Annotated in this window: 28 protein-coding genes; 2 read left to right on the top strand and 26 right to left on the bottom strand. The window is 59.3% G+C overall.

From position 1 onward, the window contains the following. Window positions 1–9: 9 nt before the first annotated feature. From KDW95_RS21600 to KDW95_RS21540, 13 genes are all read right to left on the bottom strand, one after another. Window positions 10–993 (bottom strand): RodZ domain-containing protein, encoded by a 984-nt coding sequence (locus KDW95_RS21600; protein WP_255853833.1) that lies wholly within the window; start codon window positions 991–993, stop codon window positions 10–12. Then, complete coding sequence (gene pilW, locus KDW95_RS21595) at window positions 990–1,757, bottom strand: type IV pilus biogenesis/stability protein PilW (RefSeq protein WP_255856547.1); 768 nt, start codon at window positions 1,755–1,757, stop codon at window positions 990–992. The genes KDW95_RS21600 and pilW overlap by 4 nt, the downstream gene beginning before the upstream one ends. 19 nt (window positions 1,758–1,776) lie before the next feature. Next, window positions 1,777–2,913 (bottom strand): 23S rRNA (adenine(2503)-C(2))-methyltransferase RlmN, encoded by a 1,137-nt coding sequence (gene rlmN / locus KDW95_RS21590; RefSeq protein ID WP_255853832.1) that lies wholly within the window; start codon window positions 2,911–2,913, stop codon window positions 1,777–1,779. Window positions 2,914–2,982: 69 nt separating this feature from the next. Continuing rightward, entirely contained in the window at window positions 2,983–3,390 is a 408-nt protein-coding gene (ndk, locus tag KDW95_RS21585; RefSeq protein WP_067287104.1) for a nucleoside-diphosphate kinase, read from the bottom strand. A 201-nt stretch (window positions 3,391–3,591) separates the two neighbouring features. Then, window positions 3,592–3,792, bottom strand: coding sequence for a Fe-S cluster assembly protein IscX (gene iscX / locus KDW95_RS21580; RefSeq protein ID WP_304941570.1), 201 nt, complete (start codon window positions 3,790–3,792; stop codon window positions 3,592–3,594). 14 nt (window positions 3,793–3,806) lie between these two features. Further along, window positions 3,807–4,145: an ISC system 2Fe-2S type ferredoxin gene (fdx, locus tag KDW95_RS21575; RefSeq protein WP_255853831.1), complete on the bottom strand. Its 339-nt coding sequence runs from the start codon at window positions 4,143–4,145 to the stop codon at window positions 3,807–3,809. Beyond that, on the bottom strand, window positions 4,145–6,025 hold the full coding sequence (gene hscA, locus KDW95_RS21570; RefSeq protein ID WP_255853830.1) for a Fe-S protein assembly chaperone HscA: 1,881 nt from the start codon (window positions 6,023–6,025) through the stop codon (window positions 4,145–4,147). Before hscA ends, fdx begins: the two co-directional genes overlap by 1 nt. Window positions 6,026–6,040: 15 nt before the next feature. Beyond that, window positions 6,041–6,574 (bottom strand): Fe-S protein assembly co-chaperone HscB, encoded by a 534-nt coding sequence (hscB, locus tag KDW95_RS21565; RefSeq protein ID WP_255853829.1) that lies wholly within the window; start codon window positions 6,572–6,574, stop codon window positions 6,041–6,043. A gap of 20 nt (window positions 6,575–6,594) precedes the next feature. After that, window positions 6,595–6,918 carry an iron-sulfur cluster assembly protein IscA gene (iscA, locus tag KDW95_RS21560; protein ID WP_255853828.1) on the bottom strand — a complete coding sequence of 108 codons (324 nt, stop codon included), beginning with the start codon at window positions 6,916–6,918 and terminating at the stop codon, window positions 6,595–6,597. A gap of 58 nt (window positions 6,919–6,976) precedes the next feature. Next, on the bottom strand, window positions 6,977–7,360 hold the full coding sequence (iscU, locus tag KDW95_RS21555) for a Fe-S cluster assembly scaffold IscU (protein WP_255853827.1): 384 nt from the start codon (window positions 7,358–7,360) through the stop codon (window positions 6,977–6,979). A gap of 31 nt (window positions 7,361–7,391) precedes the next feature. Further along, entirely contained in the window at window positions 7,392–8,606 is a 1,215-nt protein-coding gene (locus tag KDW95_RS21550; RefSeq protein ID WP_255853826.1) for an IscS subfamily cysteine desulfurase, read from the bottom strand. A gap of 23 nt (window positions 8,607–8,629) precedes the next feature. Beyond that, entirely contained in the window at window positions 8,630–9,130 is a 501-nt protein-coding gene (gene iscR / locus KDW95_RS21545; RefSeq protein WP_255853825.1) for a Fe-S cluster assembly transcriptional regulator IscR, read from the bottom strand. Between the two features lie 125 nt (window positions 9,131–9,255). Continuing rightward, complete coding sequence (locus KDW95_RS21540) at window positions 9,256–9,993, bottom strand: RNA methyltransferase (RefSeq protein WP_255853824.1); 738 nt, start codon at window positions 9,991–9,993, stop codon at window positions 9,256–9,258. 132 nt (window positions 9,994–10,125) lie between these two features. Between KDW95_RS21540 and KDW95_RS21535 the strand changes: the two genes are divergently transcribed. Further along, window positions 10,126–10,938 (top strand): inositol monophosphatase family protein, encoded by an 813-nt coding sequence (locus KDW95_RS21535; protein ID WP_255853823.1) that lies wholly within the window; start codon window positions 10,126–10,128, stop codon window positions 10,936–10,938. A gap of 144 nt (window positions 10,939–11,082) precedes the next feature. On the opposite strand, the gene KDW95_RS21530 is transcribed toward KDW95_RS21535, so the two are convergent. The 12 genes from KDW95_RS21530 to KDW95_RS21475 all read right to left on the bottom strand — a co-directional run bounded on the left by KDW95_RS21530 (window position 11,083) and on the right by KDW95_RS21475 (window position 24,289). Beyond that, window positions 11,083–12,378, bottom strand: a complete 1,296-nt coding sequence (locus tag KDW95_RS21530) for an adenylosuccinate synthase (RefSeq protein ID WP_255853822.1) — start codon at window positions 12,376–12,378, stop codon at window positions 11,083–11,085. A gap of 41 nt (window positions 12,379–12,419) precedes the next feature. Then, window positions 12,420–13,604: an ATP phosphoribosyltransferase regulatory subunit gene (locus KDW95_RS21525; protein WP_255853821.1), complete on the bottom strand. Its 1,185-nt coding sequence runs from the start codon at window positions 13,602–13,604 to the stop codon at window positions 12,420–12,422. 32 nt (window positions 13,605–13,636) lie between these two features. Further along, window positions 13,637–13,834 (bottom strand): DUF2065 domain-containing protein, encoded by a 198-nt coding sequence (locus KDW95_RS21520; RefSeq protein WP_255853820.1) that lies wholly within the window; start codon window positions 13,832–13,834, stop codon window positions 13,637–13,639. Window positions 13,835–13,962: 128 nt separating this feature from the next. Beyond that, a complete protein-coding gene (gene hflC, locus KDW95_RS21515) occupies window positions 13,963–14,838 on the bottom strand; it encodes a protease modulator HflC (protein ID WP_255853819.1) in 876 nt (291 codons plus the stop codon). Next, on the bottom strand, window positions 14,838–16,028 hold the full coding sequence (gene hflK, locus KDW95_RS21510; RefSeq protein ID WP_255853818.1) for an FtsH protease activity modulator HflK: 1,191 nt from the start codon (window positions 16,026–16,028) through the stop codon (window positions 14,838–14,840). Before hflK ends, hflC begins: the two co-directional genes overlap by 1 nt. An 84-nt stretch (window positions 16,029–16,112) precedes the next feature. After that, window positions 16,113–17,411, bottom strand: coding sequence for a ribosome rescue GTPase HflX (gene hflX / locus KDW95_RS21505; protein WP_255853817.1), 1,299 nt, complete (start codon window positions 17,409–17,411; stop codon window positions 16,113–16,115). A gap of 7 nt (window positions 17,412–17,418) precedes the next feature. Next, the gene (gene hfq, locus KDW95_RS21500) at window positions 17,419–17,658 is read right to left on the bottom strand and encodes an RNA chaperone Hfq (RefSeq protein ID WP_020683734.1); all 240 of its coding nucleotides are present in this window, start codon (window positions 17,656–17,658) and stop codon (window positions 17,419–17,421) included. A gap of 121 nt (window positions 17,659–17,779) precedes the next feature. Next, complete coding sequence (gene miaA / locus KDW95_RS21495) at window positions 17,780–18,727, bottom strand: tRNA (adenosine(37)-N6)-dimethylallyltransferase MiaA (RefSeq protein WP_255853816.1); 948 nt, start codon at window positions 18,725–18,727, stop codon at window positions 17,780–17,782. A gap of 4 nt (window positions 18,728–18,731) precedes the next feature. Continuing rightward, window positions 18,732–20,657 (bottom strand): DNA mismatch repair endonuclease MutL, encoded by a 1,926-nt coding sequence (mutL, locus tag KDW95_RS21490; protein ID WP_255853815.1) that lies wholly within the window; start codon window positions 20,655–20,657, stop codon window positions 18,732–18,734. Window positions 20,658–20,724: 67 nt separating this feature from the next. Then, window positions 20,725–22,068: an N-acetylmuramoyl-L-alanine amidase gene (locus KDW95_RS21485; protein WP_255853814.1), complete on the bottom strand. Its 1,344-nt coding sequence runs from the start codon at window positions 22,066–22,068 to the stop codon at window positions 20,725–20,727. 170 nt (window positions 22,069–22,238) lie between these two features. Further along, on the bottom strand, window positions 22,239–22,724 hold the full coding sequence (tsaE, locus tag KDW95_RS21480; RefSeq protein ID WP_255853813.1) for a tRNA (adenosine(37)-N6)-threonylcarbamoyltransferase complex ATPase subunit type 1 TsaE: 486 nt from the start codon (window positions 22,722–22,724) through the stop codon (window positions 22,239–22,241). A 44-nt stretch (window positions 22,725–22,768) separates the two neighbouring features. Then, the gene (locus KDW95_RS21475; protein WP_255853812.1) at window positions 22,769–24,289 is read right to left on the bottom strand and encodes an NAD(P)H-hydrate dehydratase; all 1,521 of its coding nucleotides are present in this window, start codon (window positions 24,287–24,289) and stop codon (window positions 22,769–22,771) included. A 57-nt stretch (window positions 24,290–24,346) separates the two neighbouring features. Here KDW95_RS21475 and queG point away from each other — a divergent pair, with 57 nt between their 5' ends. Continuing rightward, window positions 24,347–25,492: a tRNA epoxyqueuosine(34) reductase QueG gene (gene queG / locus KDW95_RS21470; protein ID WP_255853811.1), complete on the top strand. Its 1,146-nt coding sequence runs from the start codon at window positions 24,347–24,349 to the stop codon at window positions 25,490–25,492. Between the two features lie 25 nt (window positions 25,493–25,517). Here queG and orn read toward each other — a convergent pair whose 3' ends face one another. Then, window positions 25,518–26,102, bottom strand: coding sequence for an oligoribonuclease (gene orn / locus KDW95_RS21465; protein ID WP_255853810.1), 585 nt, complete (start codon window positions 26,100–26,102; stop codon window positions 25,518–25,520). Window positions 26,103–26,224: the final 122 nt, after the last annotated feature.

Here is a 26,224-nt window from a genome sequence, read left to right as displayed (position 1 = left end):
GGCGACGTATTAATTAAGCGGTAGCGTTAACCGGGCAACATTCTTGTTGCTGAAGGGCGCAAGGTCAACTGCGGTGCCACCAAAAGTGATTTCGCTGACGGCGCTGGCGCGACCCAGCAGCACACTGACCGGGCCTGCCTCATCAAGGCGCAGCTCATCACCCGCCTTGCGCATATTGTTGAACAGGGTCTTGCCCGCTGGTCCCTTGACCGTTACCCAGCAGTCATCCTGAAAACGCACGACCAGGCCCGTAGCGGCAAGCGCCGATGTTTCCACAGGCACAGGTACGTCTTCCACCTCGGCCGCAGCCTGCCCGGAAACAGCTTCAAGCACGGGTACCTCTGGGGAGACAGCCGCATCCACCTCAGCAACCGGCAATGCAACGACCGCTGCACTGGCAACGACGCTGTCGATTGCAATATCGACTGCAGCGACAGGCGTCGAATCGACAGACTCAAGCCTGTCCGGGACTTCAACCGCGGTACTCTCAGGTTCACCTGCCGACAGCACCAGCGTTTCGCCATTTGCCGTATCCACCGCCACAGTGCTTTCTGGCAGATGCGTGAGTGCAACTTCATTGCCGTACTGGGTTTTCCACCACCAGAAAGTTGTCGCGACGATGACAGCAACGAGCAGAAGCATTGACAGGCTGACCCCCGTGCCCGAGCTGCCCGCGGGCTGCACGCGACTGATGGAGCGAATCGACGCCGACGCCTGCCCTGCGCCATAACTGCGATCAAATTCGCCTACAAGATCATCACCACTGACGCCAAGCAGGCGCGCATAAGAGCGCAAATAGCCGCGCGCAAAGACGCAGCTGGGGAGCTTGTCGTAATCGCCCTCTTCCAGTGCCCGCACCTGCGCCAAAGGCAAACGCAGCGACGACGCCACCTGCTCCTGTGACAACCCCTGGCGTTCACGCAATTGCGTGAGGCTGAACTGCTGCGAAGACGCTGCACTGGATTCAGACTCAGCCTGGGACACCTGGTTCACTGCAGCGACTCCTTATAGTTGGCATATTCCGCGGATTGCGGGAAAAGATTTTTCAACAACAGTGCGAAGGTGGCTCCGCGGGTACTGCTGCCACCCTGGCGAGAAAGCTGAATCCCCAACCAGAGACTCTGGGCGCTGTGTTCGACCTGGCGCGAGTCAATCAGCAGCGAGAACTGGTCAAAGTACTGTTGCGCTTCCTGCAGGCGGCCGGCTTCCAGGTGAATCGCGGTCAGCTCCAGCAAAGCCAGCGGGCGGTTGGATGACAGCCTGAGGGTTCGTTCGAATGCATGCTGCGCCGCTTCAGGGCGCTGGATAATGCGAAAACACCGCCCAAGGTTTTCAAACGCCTGCGCACGCTGGGTATAAAAAGGATCTTCCGTTGCCCGCTCCAGCTCCGTACAGGCTTCGCCGTAGCGGCCCTGCGCATAGAGAAAGGCACCGAAATTGTTGTGGAAAGAGGCTGTCTCTGGCTCCAGGCTCACCGCACGGCGAAAGTTCTGTTCGGCCAGCGCATATTCCTGCTCGACCTGAAACACCAGCGCCAGTGCGTTATAGGTACCCGCATACTTGTCACTGATCTCAACCGCCCTTTGCAAGGCATCCTTGGCGCTGACCAGGTCACCGGCACGCAGATACTGCAAGCCCAGCTGAGTGTAGGCCTCGAGCGCTTTTTCCGGCGATACTTCGGCCGCATTCTGACGCCCCGGCGAGCTGGAACACCCCACCACCAACAACATGACTATCGTCCATAGTGCTGCGCGCATTCCGCTCAAGCTGAACCTCCTAGGCTCTACGATCCGTGGGTTGACCCGGCTCCTCTTGTACCACGGGAATGATTTTTTGGCTACGGCGGGTGCGGTCCTGCACCTGGCCGACCAGCTGCCCACAGGCAGCATCAATCTCGTCGCCACGAGTACGTCGTACAGTGGTAATAATATTCGACGTCACCATGATCTGCTTGAATGCCTGGATCGCAGACTCCGACGGGCGCTCGTAACCCGAATTCGGGAAGGGGTTAAACGGTATCAGGTTAAGCTTGCAGGGCACACGACGCAGCACTTTCACCAGTTCGCGGGCATGCTGGGGCTGATCGTTAATACCGGCCATCATGGTGTACTCGATGGTAATAACGCGCCTGTCATTCAGGCCATCCAGATAGCGGTTGCAGGCATCAATCAGCTGATCGATCGGGTAGCGCTGGTTGATGGGTACCAGAATATCCCGCAGCTCATTGTTCGGCGCGTGCAACGAAATGGCCAGGGATACATCACTGACCTCACGCAGCTTGTCTATTGCCGGCACAACGCCGGCCGTACTCAGGGTGACACGTCGTTTTGACAAGCCATAGGCATTGTCATCCATCATCAGCTGTGTGGAATCAACGACGTTGTCAAAATTCAACAGGGGCTCGCCCATGCCCATCAGTACAACGTTGGTCACCTGGCGTTCGCCATTGGGATCCATCGGACCGAAAGACTTGATGGCGATATACACCTGGCCGATGACTTCGGCCGCGGTCAGGTTGCGGTTAAAGCCCTGTTTTCCCGTTGAACAAAAACTGCAGTTCAGGGAACAGCCGACCTGGGACGAGATACAGAGGGTACGACGAGGCCCTTCGGGAATCAGCACGGTTTCCACGCAGGAGCCGCCCTCAACCCGGATCACCCACTTGCGCGTACCATCCTTGGAAATATCCTGAGAGACCACTTCAGGTGGCCGAATTTCGGCAACCGTTTTCAGCTTCTCGCGCAGCGCCTTGCTGATGTTGGTCATCTCGTCAAAGCTTTCGGCACCGAGCTGATGAATCCATTTCAATACCTGGGTGGCGCGAAAGCGCTTTTCCCCAAGCTCAGCAAAAAACGCCTCAAGCTTGGCAGGAGACAGCCCCAGTAGATTGGTTTTGGCAATGGATTCAGTCATCAAAGTCACTCTGTATTAAATCGTTGCGCCGCACTCCGGCAACGCCGGGGCGCGGCACAGGTTTACAGCTTACTTGCCGAAGAAGTAAGCGATTTCACGTGCAGCAGAGGTAGCAGAATCGGAACCATGAACCGCGTTGGCATCAATGGATTCGGCGAAGTCACGACGGATGGTGCCTTCAGCAGCATCTTTCGGGTTAGTCGCACCCATCAGTTCACGGTTAACCAGGATCGCGTTCTCACCTTCCAGCGCCTGAACAACAACAGGACCAGACGTCATGAAAGCAACCAGGTCACCAAAGAAAGGACGCTCTTTGTGCTCAGCGTAGAAGCCTTCAGCTTCTTCTTTGGACAGGCTTTTCATCTGCATTTCAACAACCTTCAGACCCGCTTCTTCGAAGCGGGCAACGATCTGGCCGATGACATTTTTGGCAACGGCATCAGGTTTGATGATGGACAGAGTACGTTCAACAGCCATGGAAATTCCCCAAGAGTAAATAGATCAAAATTTAGACGCGGCATTATACGCCAAGCCCAGGATATAAAACAGCTGAGCCTGCAGCGAAAGCAGAGTTCCTGCAGCGACCCGGCACCCGCCCGTGCCGCGCGGATAAAAACCACAGCGCCAGGCGCTGCTCATCAAGCACTCACAAAAAACCCGGCCTGCGCCGGGTTCGTCTCAATCCTGCTCTTCGATCCAGGCCATCTGTATGGCCTCGAGGATCTTCTCGCCGCAGTGATTGGGGTCGTCATCGAAGTCTTCAAGCTCCATGACCCAGCGATACAGGTCCGGAAAACTGACCGTGATGGGATTCACGTCCGGGAATCGTTCGCACAGTTCAATCGCAATATCGTTAACATCTACCCACTTGATACCCATGGGAGCCCCCTTGATCAGTGGCGTTCGGAAACCTGATTAATGGTGTACTTGGGAATTTCAACCACCAGGTCTTCATCCCCTACCAGAGCCTGACAGCTCAGACGCGATTCGGGCTCCAGCCCCCAGGCCTTGTCCAGCATGTCTTCTTCAAGCTCGTCCGCCTCATCCAGCGACAAGTAACCTTCACGCACGATGACATGACAGGTGGTGCAGGCGCAGGATTTCTCGCACGCATGTTCAATCTCCACACCGTGGGCCAGCGCCGCATCACAGACGGTCACACCCGGCTCCACTTCAATAACCTTGCCCTCCGGGCACAGATCTGCGTGGGGCAGGAATATTATCTGCGGCATTAACGACCCTCCTCAATTTCATCAATATTGTGCCCCTGCAGGGCACGCTGAATACTGGCATCCATCCGGCGCGAGGCAAACTCGTCACTGGCTGCAGCCAGGGCTTTTACACCACTTTCGATCGCGCGATGATCGGAACCTTTACGCAGTTCCTGCAGCTGTACCATGGCAGCCTGCAGAGCCTCGCGCTCATCCGTACTGAGCAGCGCCGCGCCGTCTTCAATCAGCGCCTGCTCCAGCGAGTGCAGCAAGCGGTCGGCATCCACCTGCTGCTCGCGCAGGTTGCGCAGCACCAGGTCATCCTGGGCAAAACTGTAGGAGTCCTTCAGCATTTGCTCGATTTCGCTGTCGCTCAGACCGTAGGACGGCTTGACCTGAATTCGGCTCTCGACGCCTGTGGATAACTCCCTGGCCTCCACGTTCAGCAGGCCATCAGCATCCACCTGAAAAGTGACGCGAATCTTGGCCGCACCCGCTGCCATCGGTGGGATGCCCCGCAACTCAAAGCGCGCCAGCGAGCGGCAATCGTCAACCAGTTCACGCTCGCCCTGCACCACATGGATCGCCATGGCCGTCTGACCATCCTGATAGGTCGTGAATTCCTGCGCCTTGGCCACCGGAATGGCGGTATTTCTGGGCACCAGTTTTTCAACCAGACCACCCATGGTTTCAAGCCCAAGGGAGAGCGGAATAACATCCAGCAACAGCATATCGCTGTCAGGCTTGTTACCCGCCAGCACATCCGCCTGCAACGCAGCGCCGAGGGCCACGACACGATCAGGGTCTATATCGATTCTGAGCGCCTTGCCGAAAAACTGCTGCACGGCATCACGCACCTGGGGTACGCGGGTGGAACCACCCACCATGACAATGTCCTTAACCTCGTCAACCGTCACGCCGGCATCCTTCAATGCCCGACGACAGGCGCGCGTGGTGCGCGCAACCAGGTCCGCGATCAAGGCGCCAAACTGCTCACGCTCTATCCGGATGCGTTTTTCGACGCCCGCAACCGCAAGAGTCACCTCAACAACAGGCTCGTCGGTCAACCGCTCCTTGATACTGCGCGCCTGCTCGGTAAGATAGCGCGCATCTGCAGAACCCAGCCCCTGGGCCACGCCGAGCTGACTGACCAGCCAGTTTGCCAGCGCCAGGTCCAGATCATCACCACCCAGCGCACTGTCGCCACCGGTGGCCATGACTTCGAAAACGCCCTTGCTCAGGCGCAATATGGATATATCGAAAGTGCCGCCACCCAGGTCATACACGGCGATAACACCTTCCGCCGCCTCATCCAGACCGTAGGCCACTGCAGCAGCAGTGGGTTCGCTGAGAAGGCGCAACACCTTGAGCCCCGCCAGCGTTGCCGCATCCTTGGTTGCCTGGCGCTGCGCATCATCGAAGTATGCAGGCACCGTGATGACCGCGCCCGCCAGTTCGCCCCCCAAAGAGTCTTCGGCCCGGCGCTGCAGCTCACGCAGAATATCAGCGGATATTTCCACCGGGCTTTTTACACCGGCGGCAGTCGACAGATAGGGCATGCCCCCTTCCAGACGCTCGAACCGGTAGGGCAACTCGTCGCCGAGCTTCTTGATATCGGCCACGCCACGCCCCATAAGGCGCTTGACGGACTGAATAGTATTGAAAGGATCAGCCACCGCCTTGGCGTGGGCATCGTAGCCCACCTGGGGACCGCCCTCGGCAAGATAGCGCACAACGGAGGGGAGCGTATGCCGCCCCTGCAGGTCCGGCAGCGTAACGGATTCGCCACTGCGAACCGTTGCGACCAGCGAGTTAGTGGTACCCAGATCAATACCCACCGCGAGCTTGCGCTTGTGGGGATCAGGGCTCTGTCCGGGTTCAGCTATTTGCAACAAGGCCATTTGTTCAACTCAGAATCAGTACAACTCGTCTTCGAGACGCTCTATTTCGCGCCTCAGCTTATCCAGGAACTGCATCTTCCTGACGGCCGCCGCAGCGGCATTGAGCGAGGTTTCGGCGGGGTCAGCGATCTGGCGGCAAAACTCGGTCTGCAACGGCACCATCATGCGCTCGACGTCTTCGCCCAGCGCGGCCAGTTCCGACTCCGGATCCGCATGCCCTGGTGCATCCTCAACCCGTTCGCGCAGCTCCATTTGCTGCATCAGGAACAGAGGATCCATCGCCGTACTGCTCTCGTTATGCGTATCGATACCCTGCAACTTGAGCAGATACTGGGCCCGCAACAAAGACGAGCGCAGCGTGGCATAGCCCTCATTGAGGTAGGCCGTGTATTGCGCGGACAGGCGACGTTCCTGGTCGGAGAGGTGGGCGAAACGATCGGGATGGAGTTTCTTTTGCAGCTCAAGGTGACGCTGCGATAGCAGCCCGAGGTCTATTTCAAAGACCGCGGGCAAACCATAAAACTCAAAGAAGTTTTGCTTGATATCCATGCGACTCCGGGCGAACTGGATCAGACGTTAAAGCTTTCGCCACAACCGCACTCATTACGCACGTTCGGATTATTGAACTGAAAGCCTTCGTTCAACCCTTCACGTACGTAATCCAGCTCTGTACCGTCCAGATAGATCAGGCTTTTTGGATCTACGACAACCTTGACGCCGCTCGCTTCGAACACCTGGTCCTGCGCTTCGACTTCATCGACAAACTCGAGCACGTATGCCATACCCGAGCAGCCAGTCGTACGGACGGCAAGACGCACGCCTTCACCGTGTCCGCGTTTTTCAAGATAGCCGACCACATGCTTGACGGCGGCCGGTGTCATGGTAATAGCCATAGGTCAATACTTCCCCGCGCCGCGCGCTTTGCGGCGCCACAGCTGAATAGATGAAGCCTTACTTGGCCTGCTTCTGCTTGTAGTCGGCAACCGCAGCCTTGATCGCATCTTCAGCCAGTACCGAGCAGTGAATTTTCACTGGCGGCAGCGCCAGCTCATCCGCGATCTCGGTGTTTTTCAGCTCTGCAGCCTGATCCAGCGTCATGCCCTTGACCCATTCGGTCACCAGGGAGCTGGATGCGATCGCGGAGCCGCAACCGTAGGTCTTGAACTTGGCGTCTTCAATAACGCCGGTGTCGCTGACCTTGATCTGCAGACGCATGACATCGCCACACGCCGGCGCGCCAACCATGCCGGTACCTACGCTGTGATCCGCCGCATCCATCTTGCCGACGTTGCGCGGATTTTCGTAGTGATCGATAACTTTTTCGCTGTAAGCCATGACAATATCCTCTTATTCGTCCGCAGATGTTTTAGTGGTGAACCCACTCAACCTTGCTCAAATCAACGCCGTCCTGAAACATGTCCCACAATGGCGACAGTTCCCGCAACTTGCCCACCGCGCCGCGAATATCCTTGATCACATGATCGACATCTTCTTCGGTGGTGAAGCGCCCGATGGAGAAGCGGATTGAGCTATGCGCCATTTCATCATTCAGCCCCAGGGCGCGCAGTACATAGGAAGGCTCAAGGCTGGCCGAAGTACAGGCCGATCCGGACGATACCGCCAAATCCTTCAGCGACATCAGCAGCGACTCACCCTCAACGAAGGCAAAGCTGATATTCAGGTTGCCGGGAACACGCTGCGTCAGAGATCCATTGACGTAGACCTCTTCCATATCCTTTACGCCCGCCAGCAGGCGATCGCGCAGACTGATCAGGCGCTCGTTTTCGGCCGCCATTTCCTGCTTGGCGATGCTGAATGCCTCACCCATGCCGACGATCTGGTGCGTCGCCAGGGTTCCGGAACGCATGCCACGCTCGTGGCCGCCACCATGCATCTGAGCTTCAATACGTACGCGCGGCTTGCGGCTGACGTAAAGGGCACCGATACCCTTGGGACCGTAAACCTTGTGCGCCGAGAAGGACATCAGATCGACCTTCAGCTTGCTCATGTCGATCTCGACCTTGCCGGCGCTTTGCGCGGCGTCGACGTGGAAGATAATGCCCTTGCCACGGGTAATTTCACCGATGGCAGCGATATCCGTCAGGGTGCCGACTTCGTTGTTCACGTGCATCAGGGAAACCAGAATCGTGTCTTCGCGAATGGCATCCGCCACTACCGAAGGTTCGATAATGCCTTCCTTGTTGGGGTCAAGATAGGTGACTTCAAAACCTTCACGCTCGAGCTGGCGCGCCGTATCCAGTACCGCCTTGTGCTCGATGCGCGAGGTAATGATGTGCTTGCCTTTCTTCTGGTAGAAATGCGCCGCTCCCTTGATCGCGAGGTTGTCGGACTCGGTCGCACCGGACGTCCAGACGATCTCGCGCGGATCGGCATTGATCAGATCAGCCACCTGACGGCGTGCATTTTCAACCGCCTCTTCGGCTTTCCAGCCAAACAGATGAGAGCGGGATGCCGGGTTACCGAAGTTACCCTCCATCGTCAGGCACTCAATCATCTTTTCCGCAACCCGAGGGTCAACCGGGGTGGTGGCGGAATAATCCAGATAAATCGGCAACTTCATTCTCTATCTCCGGTACTAATCGGTTACACCGCCGCCTTGCGATCGGCTGGCGATTTCTCACCCGTACTCATAATCAGCTGCTCCACATAGCGACGATCCTGCCGCTTGGCGACCAGCTGTACATCTTTGCGCTGAACCAGATCCAGCAAACTGATACCGCTCAGAAAGGCGTGAATCTGTTCGCTCAGGTCACACCACAGGTGGTGCGTCAGGCAGGTCTGCCCCGACTGACAGTCACCACTGCCATGACAGCCAGTGGCATCGACGGACTCGTTAACCGCGTCGATCACTTCGGCCACATTAATGTGCACCTGATCACGGCTCAGCTGATAGCCGCCGCCGGGCCCCCGCACACTGCGGACCAGCTCGCTGCGGCGCAATTTGGCAAACAACTGCTCCAGGTAGGAAAGCGAGATCCCCTGGCGTTCGGAAATATCAGCCAGACTGATCGGGCCCTTTCCTGCATGCAACGCCAGATCCAGCATCGCAGTGACTGCATAACGGCCTTTGGTGGTCAATCGCATAAGCTTCCTCTCGACACCGGGCGATTCGTGCAAGCATTATGCAATAGCCTACGAAAACGATCAACTATTTAACCTACTAAAACAGTCGGCTAATCGGCTGATTGAACAAGATACGATCAGCAGCCTCAGCCGCCACCCACCTTCTTGTTCACCGCCGTCAGAATGCCCCGCAGAACATTGACTTCAACCTTGTCCGGCACCGCGCGCAGCAGCAGGCGACGCAGACGGGGCATAAGCTGCCGGGGATTGTCCGGGTTCAGGAACTCAATATCAACCAGCGTGCGCTCCAGGTGCTCGAACATGCGCTCAATCTCGCCACTGTCGGCCAGATCGATATCCCAGGGCGTACCCCAGCGCGGCTTTTCGACCGCTGCACCGGACAACGCCATCATACGCAACTCATAGGCGATGACCTGCACCGCGGCTGCCAGGTTCAGCGAACTGAAACCCTCGACAGACGGAATATGCACATGATGATGGCAGCAATGCAGCTCTTCATTGGTCAGCCCGCGGTCTTCTCGCCCGAAGACGATCGCCACGCGCAGCTCGGGCCGCACTTCGGACACAACAGCCGCCATTTCACGCGGGTCGATCACCGGCCAGGGAATATGGCGCCCGCGCGCACTGGCGCCGATCACCAGATGGCAGTCCGCCACAGCGTCGGTCAACTCGGGGACGATACTGGCATTATCCAGCAGGTCCGTGGCACCGGACGCGCGTACCACCGCCGCCTCGCTGGGAAAGTCATTGGGAGCAACCAGACAGAGGTCAGACAACCCCATGTTCTTCATTGCCCTGGCCACGCCACCAACGTTACCCGGATGGGAGGTGTTGACCAGCACAATGCGAATATTCTCGAGCATTTTTCGCGCCTGTAGGTTCAAGGGGGCGATATTTTAACAGAACAGGCCGTTTTAGGTGAATTAGTGTTATTCCAGCGCCTCAGTTTTTGTATAATACCGGGTTTTGGCTCGCTACATATTAGGTCCCTACTGATGCAACCGATGGTAAACATTGCCCTGCGCGCTGCGCGTCTTGCAGGAGAGCAAATCGCACGTGCCGTAGAGCGCCTTGATTTGATCAAATCCGAGCAGCAAGGTGTCGCCGAGTTCCTGAAAGAAACCTGCGTGCAGGCCGAACGGACCATGGTGCACACGATCCAGAAAGCATACCCAAGCCACACCATCATTGGTGAGTACTCGGGCGAACATGCACCCCTGAGCGAAGGCCTGGCTTTCACCTGGAACATCAACCCGATCGACAGCATTACCAACTTTGCCAACGGCCTGCCCGTCTTCGCCATCAGCATGTCCGGTCACTGCAACAACAAGATCGAGCACGCCATCATCCTCAACCCGATGGCCGGCGAAGAATTCACCGGCAGCCGCGGCTATGGCGCTCACTTCAACGGCAAGCGCCTGCGCGTCAGCAACCGCAAAACCATCCAGGGCTCACTGATCGGAACCGGCTTTGTTGGCCGCAACAGCGACAAGCCCTACCTGAATGAATTCCAGGAAATGTTCCGCAACATCATCCTGGCAGACGGCAAGACCTTCAACGGCGGCTCCCCCGCCCTGAACCTGGCCTACACCGCCGCAGGACGCCTCGATGGTTTCTTCCAGATCGGCCTGCAGCAGAACGAAATTGAAGCAGGCACCCTGCTACTGCAGGAAGCCGGCGGCCTGATCGGCGACTTCACCGGCAGCACCAATTACCGCAGCAGCGGCAACCTGGTCGCCGGCAACCCCAAAATGTTCAAGGCACTGCTGCAGAGCATCCGCCCATCACTGAACGATTCGCTGAAGTAACCCTATTCAGCAGACAAAAAAACCGGCCCCCGCCGGTTTTTTTTCGCCCGCCCAAAAGACAGCAACGCCTGGAAACCTCAAGCCCAAACGCAAAAACCCGGCTTGCGCCGGGTTTTATCAAACACTCACAAAACCTAAACCCAATCAGGCTTCGTAGGGGTCACGCAGTACGATGGTTTCAGCACGATCAGGGCCCGTGGAAACGATATCCACAGGCGCCTCGATCAGCTGCTCGAGACGCTTGATGTATGCAATCGCATTCGCCGGCAGCGCATCGACAGACTGAGCGCCCACGGTAGACTCGCTCCAGCCCGGCATCTCTTCATACACAGGCTCGACCTTCTCGTAATCCTCACTGCCGCTGAGCGACTCTACCAGGTTACCCTGCTGATCGCGGTACCCGGTACAGATACTGATCGTTTCCAGACCGTCGAGCACATCCAGCTTGGTCAGACAGATGCCCGAAATCGAGTTAATCTGAATCGCATGCTTGAGCGCCACGGCATCGAACCAGCCGCAACGACGGGCACGACCCGTGGTCGCACCAAACTCATGACCCCGCTCAGCCAGACGACGACCCACATCACAACCCAGCTCCGTCGGGAAGGGACCACCACCCACGCGAGTGGTGTACGCCTTGGTAATGCCCAGAATGTAATCCAGGTACAGCGGACCAAAACCGGAACCGGTAGAGGTACCACCGGCCGTGGTGTTGGAAGAGGTCACGAACGGATAGGTACCATGATCGATATCCAGCAGCGAACCCTGAGCACCTTCAAACATGATGCTGGCACCCTGCTTGCGCAGACCGTGCAGGATAGAGGTCACATCAGCGACCATCGGTCGCAGCTGCTCACCCATTTCCAGCGCCTGCTGCAGCACGGTGTCGTAATCGATCGGATCAACCTTGTAGTAATGCTGCAGCGCAAAGTTGTGATAGGCCATCACTTCCTTCAGCTTGGCGGCAAAACGCTCAGGATGCATCAGATCATCCAGACGCAGACCGCGCCGGGCAACCTTATCCTCATACGCAGGCCCGATACCGCGACCGGTAGTGCCGATCTTGGATTCACCGCGCGCCAGTTCGCGCGCCTGATCCAGCGCCACGTGATACGGCAGGATCAGCGGGCAAGCCGGACTCAGGCGCAGACTGTCACGCACCTTGACGCCTGCCTGCTCAAGACCCTCGATCTCTTTGAGCAGCGCCTCCGGCGACAGCACAACACCGTTGCCGATCAAACACTGCACGCCTTCACGCAGAATGCCGGACGGAATCAGGTGCAGTACCGTTTTCTTGCCATCAATTACCAATGTATGGCCGGCATTATGCCCACCCTGAAAGCGTGCTACCGCTGCAACTCGCTCGGTCAACAGGTCGACGATCTTGCCTTTGCCTTCGTCGCCCCACTGCGTGCCCAAAACAACTACGTTTCTACCCATTGTTGTCTCTAGTGATGTTTAGCGTTAATCGAAAAATTCGCTTACAGGGCCGTTACGACCCACGTATCCCCTTCGCGCAGCAGCTGGCGATCACAACCGGTCACATTGACCAGCGCTACATCCGGCAACTGCTGCATAACGCGCTCTCCCTGAGCACGCAGTTCACTGATTCGTACCAGCAGCTCTGGATCCTGGCCCGCAGGCGCAAGAATGGCGCCACCACGGGACTCAAGCCCCGCTACCGCCAGATCTTCCAGGCATTTCAGATCCGCACTGAATCCTGTTGCCGGGCGCGCCCGGCCAAAATCCCGCCCAATCTCATCATAACGACCACCCTTGGCGATCGCCTGACCAAAGCCCGCTGCGTAAGCCGCAAACACTATACCGGTGTGGTAGTTGTAGCCACGCAGCTCACCCAGATCGAAATACAGCCGCACCCCCGGGTAGCGCAACCCAACCTGGCGCGCAATCTCTTCCAGGTAGGTGACTGCATCCAGCACGGCCTGAGGCGCGTCCGCAAACAACTCACGGGCACGCGCCAAAACCTCGGCACCGCCATGCAGACGCGGCAACTCGGCCAGCAGCGCCCGCACGGATGCATCAACATCCAGCCCGTCAAGAAAGGCCTCAATTTCCGGCAGCGCCTTCAATTGCAGCTTTTCAAGATAAAGCGCTTCCTCTGCGGCACTCAAACCGGCGCTCGCCATCAGGTTGCGCACAATGCCGACGTGCCCCAGATCCAGGCTCAGCGGCGCTTCGATACCCGATGCCAGCAGCGTCTCCAGCATCAGACTGATCACCTCAACATCACTGTCGATGCCGGCGTGACCGTACAGCTCGGCCCCCACCTGCAGCGGGTTGCGCGACGCCAGCATATTGGCAGGCCTTGTATGCAACACAGAGCCGCAATAGCACAGCCGACTGGCCCCTTCGTTACGCATGCGATGCGCATCAATGCGCGCCACCTGGGGCGTAATATCCGCCCGTATACCGAGCAAATGCCCGCTGACCTGGTCGGTAAGCTTGAACGTCACCAGATCCAGATCGCGGCCCACACCCGTGAGCAGTGACTCCAGATGTTCCATCAGCGGCGGCATGACAAGCTCATAGCCCCAGCTGTCGTAAAGGTCGAGCAGACGACGGCGCAATGCCTCGATCTGGCGCGCCCGTGGCGGCAATATGTCTTTTACGCCATCCGGCAACAACCAGCGATCTGCCAATGCCATGCAGTACTCCAATACAATCCGGGTAATCTGATTCAGTTGATCCAATACAGCAACGCGACACCGGCCAGCATACTCAGCAGCCCGAAAATACGCAGCGTTACATCATTGATCAGCGACAGCCGCTGCACCATCCGGCGCCAGCGCTGCGGGTATAAAAAGGGCAATACACCTTCCAGAACCAGCATCAAACAGAAGCCGATCAACAGCTCGCGCCATAGCCCAGAAGACATATCCAACCCCGACCCCGGCAGCCCACTGCCACAAAAAAACCGGGTCTTGGCCCGGTGTGCGGATTCTAGCACGGAACGGGGACAAATTTGCACCCGTTCCGCGGTTTTGCAGTCCAATCAGGGACGAATCAGGGCCCTGTTGGTTTGGACAGATACTTGAAGAAGTCGCTGTCAGGCTTGAGCAGCAGCACATCGCCACCCTCGCCACCAAACGACGCCTTGTAGGCTGTCAGACTGCGGTAGAAGGAGTAAAACTCCGGATCCCGACTGAAGGCGCTGGCATAGACATTTGCAGCCGATGCATCACCTTCACCTCGAGTTTCCTCAGCTTCACGGTAGGCGTTCGCCTTGACGATGGTGACCTGACGGTCCGCATCGGCACGAATACCCTCGGCCAACTCCTTGCCGCGCGAGCGCAGCTCACGGGCCTCTCGTTCACGCTCGGTACGCATGCGCTGGTAAACCGACTCAGACACCTCAGCCGGCAGTTCGACACGCTTGACGCGAACGTCCAGCACATTGATACCCAGCTCATCCTGCGCCACCTGACTCAGCTGCTGGATAACCTGATCCATCAGCTCTTCACGCTCACCGGATACCACCTGGTTCAGGGTGCGGGCACCGAACTGGTTACGCAGCTCGTTCTCCACACGGGTCAGCAGTACATCACCGGCACGGAACTCGTCACCCGAGGTCGCGGTGTAATACTTACCAACATCCTGGATACGCCACTTGATGAAGGCATCCACCACCAGACGCTTTTTCTCCAGCGTCAGGAAGGACTGCGGACGGGCATCAAGGGTCAGCAGACGACCATCGAACTTGCGCACGACGTTAACGAAAGGCACCTTGAAGTGCAGACCCGGGCTGACATCATCATTGACGATCTCACCGAAGCGCAGCAGCACAGCGCGCTCGGTTTCGCTGATGATGTAAACCGACTTGGAGCCCACCATGAACACCAGCAACAGCAGGACCAGTACAAGCATTGATCTAGGCTTCATTACCGGCCCTCCCGACGCGTAGTGGTACTCTGGCGCACACGCAGCTCATCAACCACCTTGTCGGTCAGATCCTTCAGGCTCTGATCATCCAGGCGCGCACCACGACTAAGTTCGCGACGCTCGTTGCTGCTCTGCATCAATTTATCCAGTGGCAGATACATCATGTTATTCCCACCCTCAACGTCGATCAGGACTTTCGGGTTGTTTTCCAGCACAGACTGCATCATGTCCAGATACAAACGCTCGCGCGTAACATCCGGAGCCTTGCGGTACTCGTTCAGCAGCGCCACAAAACGCTTGGACTCACCATCCGCCCGGGCCAGAACCTCTTCCCGGTAGGCATTGGCTTCCTCAAGCATGCGCTGGGCTTCACCACGCGCTTCCGGCACGATGCCATTGGCGTAGGATTCAGCTTCGTTCTTGACCCGCTGCTCATCTTCACGCGCCTTGATCACGTCATCGAACGCATCCTGCACCTGGCTCGGTGCCTGGGCATTCTTGACGTTGATCTTGGAGATGCTCAGGCCCGTGGCATAGCTCTGCATGTAGCCCTGCAGACGGTCCAGCACGGCAAAGCCAAGCGCTTCACGACCTTCAGTCAGCAGGGAATGCATTTCGGAGCTGCCGACGACCTGGCGCAGAGCAGATTCGGACGCATTCGCCAGACTGCCTTCGGGATCACGCACATTGAGACGGTAGGCCTTGGGGTCGATGATCAGGTACTGAACCGTCACATCGATATCCACGATGTTTTCGTCTTCAGTCAGCATCAGGGCACGGTGATCGAGCGTACGCACCCGGGTCACGTTGACCTTGGTGACTTCGTCAATCATCGGCGGGTTCCACTGCAGACCCGGGTTCACCGTTTCGTAGTATTTACCCAGACGCAGCACCACGCCGCGCTCCTGCTGGTCGACGGTATAGAAACCCATACCGGCCCAGCCCAGCGCCACCACCACCAGCAGCACCCACAGGAAACCGGAACCCGACGGCGAAGATCCGCCACCGCCACCGCCGCCCGAGCTGACCTTGCCGAAAATGCTGTTTAGCTTATCCTGCAGCTTGCGCAGGGCCTCGTCGAGATCAGGCGGCCCCTGATCCCCACCACCCCTGGGTCCGCCGCGCTTGTCGCCATTCCAGGGATCATGGTTTTTACCGTCCCCATTCCCGCCGGGCTCATTCCAAGCCATAGTGCTCTCCGTTAGAAAACGCTTGATTCAACTCAAAAAATTGTAGATAGCCACAGGGGCCCACGCAAGCCTGAGTCAAGTTTATCAAGACGCAGCCTGCACCAGATACGACTCGGATGGAATCCCGAGCCGACTGAGCAGCCGCAGCAAGTCTTTCTTCTGTAACCGGACTTCCACCTGTATTTGCCCGGAGGCATCAACGCTTTCACGCAACACCGCGTTAAGCGCGTACAGGTGCGCCCGCAACTGGCCGGCACTGGCAGGCAAACTCAGCGTCTGATGAAAAATATCATCCGACAGCCGTTCGCTCACCGCCTGATACAGCAGCTCGCTCCCCTCTCCCGTGACGGCCGACACCCAGACACGCCAGGGACGTCCCTCGTCGTCACGATCGATGCGCGCTTCCTGCCCGTCCAGCCTGTCGATCTTGTTATAGACCTCCAGTACAGGCACTTCGCTGGCACCGATTTCCTGCAGCACATGCTTGACCTGCTCGATATGACCGCCGCGCTCATCGTCATAGCAGTCGATCACATGCAGCAGCAGCTCCGCCTCGGAGGTTTCCTGCAAGGTCGCCCGGAACGCCTCCACCAGCTTGTGCGGCAAGTGCCGGATGAAACCGACGGTATCTGCCAGGATTGCCGGCCCCACATCCGCCAACTGAATCTTGCGCAGCGTCGGATCCAGGGTGGCAAACAGCTGGTCCGCCACATAAACGCTGGACTCGGTCAGACGATTAAACAGCGTCGACTTGCCGGCGTTGGTGTAACCCACCAGCGAAACAGTCGGAACCTCGGCACGCTGACGCGCCCGCCGACCCTGGTCGCGCTGTCGGCGCACCCGGTCGAGCCGCTTGACGATGCTTTTCATCCGCGCCCGCAGCAAGCGGCGGTCGGTTTCAAGCTGGGTTTCACCCGGACCACGCAGGCCGATACCGCCCTTCTGACGCTCAAGGTGGGTCCAGCCGCGCACCAGCCGCGTCGACATGTGATCCAACTGTGCCAGCTCGACCTGCAACTTGCCTTCGTGGGTGCGGGCGCGCTGGGCAAAGATATCCAGAATCAGGCCGGTTCGATCCAGCACCCGACACTTGATCTGCTGCTCCAGATTGCGCTCCTGGGACGGTGACAGCGCATGATTGAAGATAACGATTTCTGCATCATGCAGCGTCACCAGTTCAATCAGCTCTGCCAGCTTGCCAGTGCCAATAAAGAATTTGGAACTCGGCTTGGCACGGCTGCCGATGAGAAATTCCACCGGATCCGCGCCCGCCGAGAGTGCGAGCTCTTCAAGCTCCTGGGGACTTTCAGCCTTGCTCTCGTCACCGAAATCGATGTGCACGAGAATGGCCTTCTCTCCAGACTTGGGTCGTTCAAAAAACAATATGACCTCAGTCCGGCTGCTTCTCGTCGGCCTGCGGCAGTTTCACCGGACGGGCAGGAACGACTGTAGATATCGCATGCTTGTAGACCATCTGGCTGACGGTATTCTTAAGCAGAATCACGAACTGATCGAAAGACTCGATCTGTCCCTGCAGCTTGATACCATTCACCAGGAAAATCGAAACCGGCACACGCTCCTTGCGCAGAACGTTTAGATAAGGGTCTTGTAAAGACTGCCCTTTTGACATTGCAAACTCCTTCCAGAAAATCATTATGGTTTATGCAGGTCAGGACTCCGCCAAAGATTCCCCGCGAAGTCCCGCCTTCCGACCGCCATCCACACCACTGCAATTGCGCGCCAGCCGAACATTATATAATGGCTGACTCCACTAATTTCAAGGCTTTAGACAGCAACTGCCGATCATTCGTCTGTAACCAGTGCAGATCGTTCCAGCTGCGCAGCCAGGTTATCTGGCGTTTTGCCAGTTGCCGGGTGGCTACGATACCCTTGAACACCATGGTTTCATAGTCCCAGCGCCCGGCCAGAAATTCCCACACCTGGCGGTAGCCGACACAGCGAACCGAGGGATGGGACAGCTCGAGATCACCCCGCGACCAGAGCACGCGTTCGACTTCATCCACCAGACCAAGTTCCAGCATCTGGTGAAATCGCTGCTCAATACGCTGGTGCAGCTCGGCCCGCTCCGGCGGCATCACCGCAAAGGAATGCACTCGATAGGGCAGAACCGTCTGCTCCTGCTCTTGCCAGAGCGCACTCATGGGCCGGCCACTGAGTTCAAACACTTCCAGCGCACGCTGCACCCGCTGGGCGTCATTCGGCTTGAGGCGCGCCGCCGCCTGCGGGTCCACCTCGGCCAGGCGGCGGTGCATGGCAGGCCAGCCCTGCAAACGCGCTTCCTCTTCGAGCCGGGCGCGCACCGCAGGATCAGCTTCCGGCATCTTGGCCAGGCCCTGCTGCAGCGCATTGAAATACATCATGGTGCCACCCACCAGCAGCGGAATACGACCCGCCGCGGTAATCTGCGCCATCTGTTCCAGCGCATCCTGGCGAAACTCGGCCGCCGAGTAGCTCTGCTCCGGGCCGCGAATATCGATAAGCCGATGGGGATAACGCGCCAGCTCTGCAGCAGTCGGCTTGGCGGTACCGATGTCCATGCCGCGATAGATCAGCGCCGAATCGACACTGATGATGTCGCAGGGCAAGGCGTCATAGAGCTCCATGGCCAGGGCGGTCTTGCCCGCAGCGGTGGGGCCCATCAGAAATATGGCGGGCGGCAGATTTTTCTGTTCACTCATGTTGCTAGCGCCCCCGCAAAAACAGCTTGTCGAGTTCATTCAGCGACAGCTGCGTCCAGGTCGGCCGACCATGGTTGCACTGCCCGCTGCGCTCGGTAATCTCCATGTCACGCAGCAGGCCATTCATCTCCGGCACGCTAAGCTGGCGGTTGGCGCGCACCGCCCCGTGGCAGGCCATGGTCGCCAGCAACTCGTTGATATGGTTTTCAATGCGCTGGCTCTGGCCGTAGGTCAGCATGTCGGACAACACATCCCGAATCAGCTGTTCGATGTTACCTTTGGCCAGCGACACCGGCACCTGGCGTACCACCAGGCTTTCGTCCCCCATACGGGACAATTCAAAGCCCAGTCGCTGAAACATCTCGGCCTGCTCCTCGGCGCAGTCCGCCTCGTTCTGGCTCACCGCCATGCTCAAAGGCACCAACAGCGGCTGCGAGCGCACCACCTCGGTCTCATACGCCTGCTTCATGCGCTCATAGACGATACGTTCATGGGCGGCATGCATGTCCACCAGCACCAGGCCCTGTGCATTCTGCGCCAAAATATAGATACCGTGCAGATGGGCCAGGGCATACCCCAGCGGCGGCGCCTCCTCGCCCTCTGCCGGGGTCACCGCCGGTCCCGGCGGCACAGGGTACTGGGCACCATGGGCCGGCACATGCAGGGCACCGTAACCGCTGATCTGGTCCCGCACCGCGCCGACCGAGGGGCCGCGATAATCGCCGCCGGGCACGGCACCACCGAACATGCTGCCGGCCTGCTGGGAACCACCCGTTGGCGCCTGGTCCAGTGATGCCTGAGCCGCCGGCGCCTGGCTCAGCGGCATGCGCCCCTGCTCGAACTGCTGTGCAGCGGCAACCTGGCCATCCCCTTGCGCGCTGGAATCCGGCGACGCGGAGGCAGGCGACACAGCATCCTGCGGGCGGACATCGGCAATCACCCGGTGCAGGGTACGGAAGATGAAGTCATGCACCAGGCGACCTTCGCGAAAGCGCACCTCGTGCTTGGTCGGATGCACGTTCACATCCACCAGTCGCGGATCGAGCTCCAGGTAAAGTACAAAGGCCGGATGACGACCGTGGAAGAGCACATCCTGATAGGCCTGGCGCACCGCGTGGGCCACCAGCTTGTCCCGGATAATGCGGCCGTTGACGAAGAAGTACTGCAGGTCCGTCTGGCTGCGGGAAAAGGTCGGCAGCCCCATCCAGCCCCAGAGCCGCAAACCGCTGGCTTCCGCGCACATATCCAGCGACAGTGCCTGATCGATAAAGGCCGGCCCGCACACCGACGAGATACGTCGTTCGTGCTCCTGCTCGGTTCGGGCGGGGCGCAGCTGATGAATGACCCGACCATTGTGGCGCAACTGGAAGGACACATCGGAACGGCTCAGCGCCAGGCGCTTGACCACCTCCTCCAGGTGCTTGAATTCGGTCTGTTCGGTACGCATGAACTTGCGCCGCGCCGGCGTATTGAAGAAGAGGTCCCGCACCTCGACGCAGGTACCCTGCGGGTGGGCAGCAGGGCTCACCACCGGCTCCATGTCCCGCCCTTCGGTCTGCACCTGCCAGGCACTGGAGGCATCAGCCCGGCGCGAAGTCAGCGTAAGGCGCGATACCGAACTGATACTGGCCAGCGCCTCGCCGCGAAAGCCGAGGCTGTTGACCGCTTCAAGGTCTTCGAGCACCAGAATCTTGGACGTGGCATGGCGACTGAGCGCCAGCGGCAGGTCCTGCTCCTCGATACCGCCACCGTTGTCGCGCAGACGGATCAGCTTCATGCCTCCCTGTTCCACATCGATTTCGATCTGGGTGGCGCCGGCATCAAGGCTGTTTTCCAGCAATTCCTTGACCACCGAAGCCGGGCGTTCGACCACTTCGCCGGCCGCAATCTGGTTGGCAAGGCGCGGCGACAGCAACTGTATTCGTGACATAGACAAATGTATTACCGGTTGGGGAGCCTCTAAACCGGGCCGCAACAGTATGCGACCCATGCAGCCCTTAGCTTGACGGAATCTTGAGCACCTGGCCAATGCGGATCTTGTCACTGGACAGGCCATTGGCGGCGCGTAGCGCCGAGAGGGACACGCCATTGCGCACGGCGATCACCGACAGGGTGTCACCACGGGACACCTTGTGGGTACGATCCGACAAGGCCGCCAGCTGACCACCGTTCTTGCGGTGCGCCAGGTGCGTCATGGCCGGGGGACGGTGCCAGAAATAATCCTTCACGCCCTCGGCAATGGCTTCGGCCATCTGGTTCTGATACTTGCGCGACTTGAGCTTGCGAGCCTCATCCGGATTGGAGATAAACCCGGTTTCGACCAGGATCGACGGAATTCCTGGCGATTTCAGCACCACAAAACCGGCCTGTTCGACATACGGCTTGTGCATGCGGGCAAACTTGCCGATGTTCTTGTGCACCCGGTCCGCGACCTGGCGACTGCCCTCCATGCTGAAGGTCATGGACATGTCCAGCAGCACGCCGGCCAGTACCTCATCCTTGTCATCCAGGCTCACCACGCCGCCGATGGCGTCCACGCTGTTTTCTTTCTGCGCCAGCCAGCGGCCCACTTCGCCGGTGGCGCCACGGTCGGAAATCACCCAGACAGAGGCGCCATTGGCGCGGGAATCCTTGAAGGCATCGGCATGAATCGACACAAACAGGTCGGCATTATGATCACGCGCCAGCTTGGTACGCCCGCGCAAACTGACGTAATAGTCGCTGGTGCGCACCATCACCGGTTTGTAGCCCGGCGTTGCATCCAGGCGACGGTAGACTTCCCTGGCAATGGCGATAACCACATCCTTTTCGCGCAGGCCGCCGGGGCCCAGCGCGCCCGGGTCCTCTCCGCCGTGGCCGGCATCAATCGCCACCACCACATCGCGCAAGGGGCCCGGCGTCCCCGCAGCCACAGGCGCCGGCGGCTGGGTCACCGCAACAGCGGCAGGCTTGTCCGCACCGGTTTTCAGCAAATCCAGCACCAGCCGGTGGCCATACTGGTCGTTAGGTGCCAGCGTAAAGCTGCGGGGTTTTACCTTGCTGTTAAGATCCAGCACGATGCGCTGGGACCCATCGGACTGGCGGGAGTGACGCAATTTGCTGACCGGACTTTCTTCCAGCCCCAGACGATCAAGACTGGCCTGCAGGCGGGAATCCGCCATGTCCACCACCAGCCGATCGGGATTATCGAGGCTGAATACCTTGTGCTTTACCGGGCCCGATAAATCAAACACCAGACGCGTGTGATCCGGCGCCAGCCAGATACGCACATTCTTGATATCTGCCGCCATTGCCGGAACCGCCAGCAACAAGGCCGCCAGCATGCCCAAAATCCCCTTCATCCTGCCCCTCAATCGCGTTACCCCTGTTTTGCGATCCAGTCATTGTCCTGGGCACCTCGAAAAACCTGCTGGGCGACTCAGAGGCTGCGTTGCGCGGTGCTCGGAACCTTGTGTATACCCCATACACTGCGGTTCCTGCGCGCCGTGCGCCTTGCCTCCAAGCCCGCTCGCTACGGTTTTTTCGAGGTACCCTCCTGTAACAGCGCCGTCAGAATCTGCTGTCCCCGCGCTGTACGCCCCTGGCACTCAATACTGCGCCCCTGTCCAGCGATGGAGATTTCCACATCCAGATCCGGGCGCGGCAGCCAGCCGGCTCCTCGTTGTGGCCACTCGATCAGGCAGAGGTCGTCGTCTTCGAAATAATCCCTGATCCCCAGGTACTCAAGCTCTTCAGGGTCTGCCAGACGGTACAGGTCGAAATGATACAACCTGCGCCCCTCCAGATCATAGGGCTCCACCAAAGTATAGGTAGGACTCTTCACCGAACCCAGGTGACCATAGGCACGCAGGACCCCCCGGCAGAGCGTGGTCTTGCCCATACCGAGATCGCCGTGCAGGAAAATGATTCCGCGCCCGCCGCAGGCCCGCCCCAGGGCCTCACCAAAGGCCACCATGACGTCCTCATCCCTGGCACCATATACAAACCGCTCTGTCATCTCATTGATCCGTTAGCATTTTGCCTGGCACCACCAGGCTAAAGTTACTCTTGCAGCCCATTGACCAGGGCCTGAATGCCGACCAGCAGGTCGGTGGGCAACAGGCCGCGTTCGCCATGCTGCGCCGCCTGACTATCGCCGGCACGGGCATGAACAAAAACCCCCAGGCGCGCCGCATCCACCGGCTTGAGCCCCTGCCCCCAGAGGCCGCCAATGATGCCGGCCAGCACATCCCCCATGCCACCGACCGCCATGCCGGGATTGCCCGCCGCACACAGGTGCAGCGCATCGCCGTCGCAGCTCAGGGTACCGGCACCCTTGAGCACTGCGACCCCGCCGCAGTTGGCCTGCAGGCGCTCGACGGAGGCGAAACGGTCCTGGTTGACCGTCGCCACATCATCGGCCAGCAGCCGCGCCGCCTCGCCTGGATGCGGTGTCAGTATCCAGTTGCTGCGACGCGAACTGTGCAACCAGTTTTTCTCGGCCAGCAAATTAAGCCCATCGGCATCCACCACCATGGGCTTGCCGCTCTGCAATGCCTGTAACAACAGCTGGTCGCCCCAGGCGCTGCGCCCCAGCCCCGGTCCGACCACCAGAATATCCGCCCGCTCCAGCAGGGGTTCCAGATCCTGGCCGGAACTCACCCCATGCACCATCAGCTCGGGCTGACGGGCCAGCGCCGCCGATACATATTCCGGCCGGGTGGCCAGGGAGACCAGGCCTGCACCCGTGCGCAACGCTGCCTGGGCGGCAAGAATACCCGCGCCACCAAAACCCAGGTCGCCACCAATGATCATGACATGACCAAAGTCGCCCTTGTGGCTGCTGCGCCTGCGCGTCCCCAGTGCCTGGGCCAGGTCTTCAGCCTGGGTCCGAAACGCACTAACCGGTACGTCTTCATACACGGCTTCGGGTACAAGCAGGCCATCAAACTCAACCTGGCCGGTATAATCGACTGCCTGGTGGGTAAAGAGCCCCTGCTTGAGCCCGATAAAGGTAATGGTCACCGCCGCATGCACGGCGTCTCCAAGCACCGCGCCGGTATCGCTGCACAGCCCCGACGGAATATCCACCGCCAGCACCGGTTGCGGGCTGCGATTGCAGTGCCGGATCGCGCGCTCGGCCGCGCCGCGCACAGGCCCTGCCAGGCCGGTGCCCAGGATCGCATCCACCAGCACCTCGCCCCGCAGCTCCGTATCGCTGCTGTAAGCCTGCCCCCGCACACCCAGCGCCTGGCTCCAGCGCCAGGCTTCAAGCGCTTCGCCCTGCAAGCGCTGTTCGAAGTCATCCCCACCCACGCAGAGCAGCTGCACCACGATGCCACGCTGCTGGGCCAGCCCCGCGACGACAAAACCGTCACCCCCGTTGTTGCCGCTGCCGCAAAGAATGGTCAGCGAGGTCAGTGCCGGCCAGTGGTGCAGCAAGGTAGCAAAGGTGGCATGACCGGCCCGCTGCATCAATTTGAAGCCCGGCAGGCCGTATTGCTCAATGGCGGTCTGATCCAGCGCGCGACTTTGTTGTGCCGTGTATAATGTGGCCGGCAGTTCCGCTCTCATGACAGGCATAGGTATCTCCTTGAATTGGCCACATTATAAAGGATCGTCCAGCGGACGATACACGTCATGAACCGGCTTTCACCTGAACAGCTCAGCCAACTGGCCGCACAGATCAAAAACTGGGCGCAGGAGCTCGGTTTCCAGCAGTGCGGGATTACCGGCACCGACCTTTCAGCCGAAGGCCCCCAGCTGCAGGCCTGGCTCGACCAGGGCTATCAGGGCGAGATGGGCTACCTGGAAAACCACTTCGAAAAACGGCTGGACCCATCATTGCTGGTACCCGGCACCCAACGCATTATCTGCGTGCGCATGGATTACCTGCCCCCCGAAGCCCAGACGCTTAAAGTTCTCAGGCAGGCCGACAAGGCCTATATCGCCCGCTATACCCTGGGCCGGGACTACCACAAGACGCTGCGCAAGCGCCTGACCCGCCTGGGGCAGCGCATTGAAGAGGCCTGCGAGACCCTGGGCTACCGCGCCTTTGTCGACAGTGCCCCGGTACTGGAACGCCCGCTGGCCCGCGCAGCCGGCATCGGCTGGCAGGGCAAGCACAGCCTGATCCTCAATCGCGAAGCCGGCTCCTGGTTTCTGCTGGGCGAGCTTTTCGTGGATCTGCCACTGCCCGTGGATGAACCCTACACCGAGGATCACTGCGGGCGCTGCAGCGCCTGCATGGATGTCTGCCCCACCCAGGCCTTCCCGGCCCCCCAGGTGCTGGATGCCAGGCGCTGCATTTCCTACCTGACCATCGAGTACAAGGGCAGTATCGACCCAGAGCTGCGCCCGCTGATGGGCAATCGCATCTTTGGCTGCGATGACTGCCAGCTGATCTGCCCCTGGAACCGCTTTGCCAGCCACAGCATGGAAACCGACTTCAAGCCGCGCCACGGGCTGGATGATATCGAGCTTGTCGAGCTGTTCGGCTGGGATGAGGCCCGGTTCCTGCAAAAGACCGAAGGTTCGGCGATCCGTCGCACCGGCTACGAGGGCTGGCTGCGCAATATCGCCATCGCCCTTGGCAACAGCAGCGGCGGCCCGGCAATCATTGCCGCACTGCAGGCCAGGCAGTCATATCCATCCGAACTGGTGCAGGAACACGTGGCCTGGGCGCTGGCACAGCTGCAAGCGCGCGCCCGCGACAACAGCACCGGGGTCGGGCACCCGGCACACCCCATCCTGATTCACCCCCGCGCCGCCCGGCTGCCGGACTAGGGCGGCCACCGGGCAAGCAACCCTCTCACACCTTGATGAAGTGCTCGCGGTAATAGCTGAGTTCACTGATGGAGTCGCGGATATCATCCAGCGCCAGGTGGGAGCCCTTCTTCCTCACGCCCTCCAGCACTTCCGGCTTCCAGCGCCTGGCGAGCTCTTTCAGGGTGCTCACGTCCAGGTTGCGGTAATGGAAAAACGCCTCGAGTTCGGGCATGTACTTGTTCAGAAAACGCCGGTCCTGGCCAATGCTGTTGCCGCACATGGGGGATGCGCCCTGATCCACGTGCTGGCGCAAAAATTCCAGCGTCTGCAGCTCGGCATCACGCTCACCCAGCTGGCTTTCGCGCACGCGCTGCGTAAGGCCCGACTGACCGTGCTGGCGCGTACACCATTCGTCCATCGCCTCCAGTGCCGCATCGCTTTGATGTATCGCCAGGCTCGGTCCCTCGGCAATCAGGTTGAGATTGGCATCGGTGACGATGGTGGCAATTTCGATAATGGTGTCATGGTCCGGTTCAAGGCCGGTCATTTCCAGGTCAATCCAGATCAGATGGGTACTGCGTGAATTGCTGTCGGTGGTGGTGCTGTCAGACTGTTTGCTGCTACTCATGGGACGCCGCTCTCCTGCGCTGGCCACTACTAATTTGCTCCAGAATAGAATACCTTAGGTCCCATCCGAATACCTACGAAAGCGCTGTACCACAGGCCACGCATTCTTGTCCGTGCCAACTG

Origin of the sequence: Marinobacterium rhizophilum, from assembly GCF_024397915.1 — a bacterium.
Taxonomy (GTDB): domain Bacteria; phylum Pseudomonadota; class Gammaproteobacteria; order Pseudomonadales; family Balneatricaceae; genus Marinobacterium_A; species Marinobacterium_A rhizophilum_A.
This window is presented reverse-complemented; position numbering and strand designations above follow the sequence as displayed.